The organism is Albidovulum sp. (assembly GCF_049646345.1).
Taxonomy (GTDB): domain Bacteria; phylum Pseudomonadota; class Alphaproteobacteria; order Rhodobacterales; family Rhodobacteraceae; genus Albidovulum.
The window spans coordinates 1-3894 of record NZ_JBARVQ010000165.1 but is presented as its reverse complement, the minus strand read 5'-3'; the positions used below and the strand labels follow the sequence as shown (position 1 = coordinate 3894).

The following is a 3894-nucleotide window of genomic DNA, read 5'->3' as shown; positions in this document are numbered from 1 at the left end:
CGCATTGAGATTGCCGATTGTCAGGCCGATCATGAAGAAAACTGTAACTGTCCAGTAGAGATAGAACCAGAAATTCATGTAATCTGGCGCAAGGTCGAACAAGAACACCACCAGAATGATGGCAGAGTTGATAACCTGGGCAGCAAAGGTCGCACTGACCATGAAGCGCATGCCGAGACGCGGCACAAGCCTTGCGTTCAGCATGCTTGCAGTGCCCGCGATCAACGCGATGACGGCGAACCATTTCGGAAAACTCTCGGCCCGGCCGAAACTTTGGTCGAAAACCTGCTGGGTCGAGGACAGGGTGGTGAACAATGACGCAAAGGCCAGCGTCTGGACCAGCGTGACCGACATGACAAGCCGGTGGGTCAGCACCTCGCGCGCGGCCTCAACAAGGGCTGCTGGGGAAAACGGACGGCGTTTTTCAGCGGGCAAGGTCTCGGGCTGCCGCAGCATGAACCAAGTCATCGAAATGATGGCGAACAGGACGAAGGCCACGAAGATCCCGCGCCAGCCAAAGCCCGCGATGATGAAAGCGCCGAACAGCGGGGCGACGGCGGGCACAAGCGTGAAGACCATCATCACGAAGGAGACAAGCCGCGCCATGTCCCGGCCCGCATAGAGGTCGCGGATCAGGGCAACCCCGGCGATCCGGGGACCGGCCACCCCGAGCCCCTGCAAAAGCCTTGCGGCCAGCACCAGCTCCAGCGTCGGCGCTGCCCAGGCGAGCAAAGCACCCACGCAATAAAGCACTGCCCCGCCAAGGATCACCGCCCGCCGCCCGAACGTGTCCGACAGCGGACCGGTCACGAAGGTGCCGATTCCCATGCCGAGGACAAAACTGGTGATGATCAGCTGCGCCCGGTTCGGCGCGCTCGGCGTCAGTTCCGCCGCGATTTCCGGCATCGCGGGCAGCATCGCGTCGATGGAAAAGGCCGTCATCGCGAAAAGCATTGCCAGAAGGGCGACGAATTCGACAGTCGGCAGGCGGCGGATGGCGGTCGTGTCGGGAATCGCCGTCATCGTTCCGCATCCTGTTGCAGTGCGGCAAGCTGCGGCGTCAGTTCTTCGATCACCTTGCCCCAGGTCTCGGTCGGTTGCGCGCCCTGCAGCACATGCTGGTTGGCGATGACGAAAGTCGGCACCCCGGTCACGCCCCGTTCACGGGCATGGGCATCGCGGGCGCGGATATCCTCTGCATCGCCGTCGCCCTCCAGCAGACGGCGCATCATCGCGCGATCAAGTCCGACCTCACCCGCGATATCGGCCAGCACATCGGCATCGCCCACATCGCGCCCGTCGCGCCAGAGCGCGCGGAAGAGGGCTGCGACCATCGGCGTCTGCCGCCCCTCAAGCCCCGCCCAATGGATCAGCCGATGCGCGTCGAGCGTGTTCGGCGTCTTGGCGATCTTATCAAGGTTCAGCTCTACCCCCGCCTGTTCGGCGTGCTGAATAAGCGGGGCATAGGCCCGCACGGCCCCTTCCTTGCCGCCAAACTTCGCCTCCATATAGGCGCGTCGGTCCATGCCTTCTTTCGGCATCTCGGGGTTCAATTGGAATGGGTGCCATTCGATTGTGAAAGGATGATTGGCATGTGCCTCCAGCGCCCGGTCGAGATAGGCCTTGCCGACATAGCACCACGGGCAGGCAATGTCAGAGAGAATATCAAGCCGGATCATTGGGTTTCCTTCCATTCTTCACGTAAGGCGCGGCGGTTTATCTTGCCATTCGGCGTCACCGGTATCTCGCTCCGCCGCAGATAGAGGCGCGGTTGCTTATAACGGGAAAGGCAGGTTTCGGCATGTGGGGAAAGCACATCTTCCCGGGCCTCGCCAGTATAGAAGAGGGCGATGACCGATGTGTCGGCCCTGATCTGCAATTCGACCGCGGCGCTGGCGGTGATGCCGGCATGGGTATTCATCGCCGCCTCGATCTCCACCGGTGATACCCGGAAACCGCCTGCATTGATCATGTCGTCGGTGCGGCCAAGAGTGGTAACGGCGCCGTCTTCGGCCATCACCACCATGTCGCCGGTTTCGAACCAATCCCCCTTGAGTGTATCGATTGTATCGCCGTTCAGCGTACCCAGAAACAGACCGGGATCAGACCGGTGCACGGCGAGGATACCCGTCGTACCACGCGGAACCGGTGCGCCATCTTCCCCCAGCACCGCGATCTGGCGGCCGGGCTGGGCATAGCCGGTGGCCCCGTCCGGTGCGGGCCGGGCGGGTGAGGAGGACAGGAAGGTCGAACATTCCGACATCCCCATCGCCTCATGCAGATCGGTGCCGGTTGCCGCCCGCCACGCAGCACGCATCCCGGGCGGCAGTTTTTCCCCTGCCGAAAGCCCATGGCGCAAACGGGGCAGGTTCAGGGGCTGCCCGGATTTGAGGATCTTGCGGTAAACACCCGGAACAGCTGCAAAAATCGTCGCATCAAAACGCTTGGCCAAGAGCGGCAGCATCTCTGCCGCCACGCCCTCGGCCGGGATCAGCGCGGTTGCCCCGGCACTCCAGGGATCGAAGAGCCCGGTGCCGAGCGTATAGGTCCAGTTAAGGGCGCCCGCATGCATCAGCCGGTCCTCCGGCCCGATGCCGGTCCAGCCCGCCACCATCATGCCCCGTGCCCAGACCGCGCGATGGGCATGGGCGACAGCGCGAGGGGTGCCCGACGTGCCAGAGGTGAAGACGATATAGGCCAGCCGGTCGGGCGCGCCCATGACGTAATCGGCGGGGGACAGGGTTTCGAACGCCCGAAGGTCGGCGTCCGGCAGAACCGGACAGGGTGGCATCTCGGGCAGGGAGACGCCCGCGCACGCGACGATCAGGGCGGGGCGGATGGTCGCGCAAAGCCGCGTCACCTCACCCGCAGTCAGCCCGGCGGCGGTGGGCACCGGGACCAGCCCTGCCGTAACCGCGCCCAGAAAAGCCAAAGGAAAGGCCACGCCATTGCCAAGCCGCAGCATCACCCGGTCGCCCGGTCTCAACCCGGCTTGCAGAAACCCTGTGGCGACTCCGCGAACGGCGGCCTCCAACCGCCCATAGCTCCAGCGTTCGGCGCCATTCGCCCGCATGATCTGCAACGCGATATGGTCGGGCCGCGCGCGGGCCTGCGCCAGCACATGCGCCGCCAGATTGAAGGGTGCAGGGCAGGCGGGATGGGCCTTGGTTTCAGTGACGGACTGCATTTCCCCTCGCTACGCTCTGGGCCCGGGCGTTGCAAGCGGGGGCGGAATGGCGTTAATGCAGAGCCATGTCTATCGAGATGAACAGATGAGCGATATCGACCCGACCGGCATCATCCGCATTGCCCGCGCCGACGGTGTGGAAAGCGAGGCGGCCGAGCCGCTGAACCTTGGCAAACGGGTGCGGGAACTGCGCAAGGAACGCGGCTGGACGCTGGAACAGGCGGCGGGGCAGGCGGGGCTGGCGCGGTCAACGCTGTCGAAGATCGAAAACGGCCAGATGTCACCGACTTACGAGGCGTTGAAGAAGCTGGCCGAAGGCTTGTCGATCACGGTACCGCAGCTTTTCACGCCACCATCAAAAGGACAGGTTTCGGGCCGTATGGCGGTGACGAAAACCGGTGAGGGACAGGCCCATGCGACGGCGACATATGAGCACCGTTTGATGGCCGGGGCACTGCGCGCCAAGCAGATGCTGCCCTATACCGCACGCATCCGTGCCCGCTCGGTCGAGGAATTCGACGGCTGGGTGCGCCATGACGGCGAGGAATTCCTCTATGTCCTGACCGGCGTCGCGCGGCTTTACACCGAGTTCTACGAACCCGTCGATCTGCGCCGCGGCGACAGCGCCTATTACGACGCCACGATGGGCCACAACGTGATCTCCGTTAGCGAGGAGGACGCGACGATCCTCTGGGTCACCTCGCTCG

4 protein-coding genes are annotated in these 3894 nt (G+C 63.9%); 1 reads left to right on the top strand and 3 read right to left on the bottom strand.

Annotated features, from left to right (window positions below; all coding sequences use genetic code 11):
* The 3 genes from WBB85_RS04170 to WBB85_RS04160 all read right to left on the bottom strand — a co-directional run.
* Positions 1–1023, bottom strand: a 1023-nt coding sequence (locus WBB85_RS04170; protein ID WP_432637369.1) for an MFS transporter, incomplete at its 3' end; no start/stop codon positions are given.
* Complete coding sequence (locus tag WBB85_RS04165) at positions 1020–1679, bottom strand: DsbA family oxidoreductase (protein WP_432637368.1); 660 nt, start codon at positions 1677–1679, stop codon at positions 1020–1022. The genes WBB85_RS04165 and WBB85_RS04170, both read right to left, overlap by 4 nt.
* Positions 1676–3187: a class I adenylate-forming enzyme family protein gene (locus WBB85_RS04160; RefSeq protein ID WP_432637367.1), complete on the bottom strand. Its 1512-nt coding sequence runs from the start codon at positions 3185–3187 to the stop codon at positions 1676–1678. Before WBB85_RS04160 ends, WBB85_RS04165 begins: the two co-directional genes overlap by 4 nt.
* An 85-nt stretch (positions 3188–3272) precedes the next feature.
* On the opposite strand from WBB85_RS04160, the gene WBB85_RS04155 reads away from it, so the two are divergent.
* On the top strand, positions 3273–3894 hold a 622-nt coding region (locus WBB85_RS04155; protein ID WP_432637370.1), incomplete at its 3' end, for a helix-turn-helix domain-containing protein.

Excerpts from the sequence above, each read along its gene's own strand:
- WBB85_RS04165 (WP_432637368.1), bottom strand. The coding sequence starts at position 1,679 with ATGATCCGGCTTGATATTCTCTCTGACATTGCCTGCCCGTGGTGCTAT.
- WBB85_RS04160 (WP_432637367.1), bottom strand. The coding sequence starts at position 3,187 with ATGCAGTCCGTCACTGAAACCAAGGCCCATCCCGCCTGCCCTGCACCC.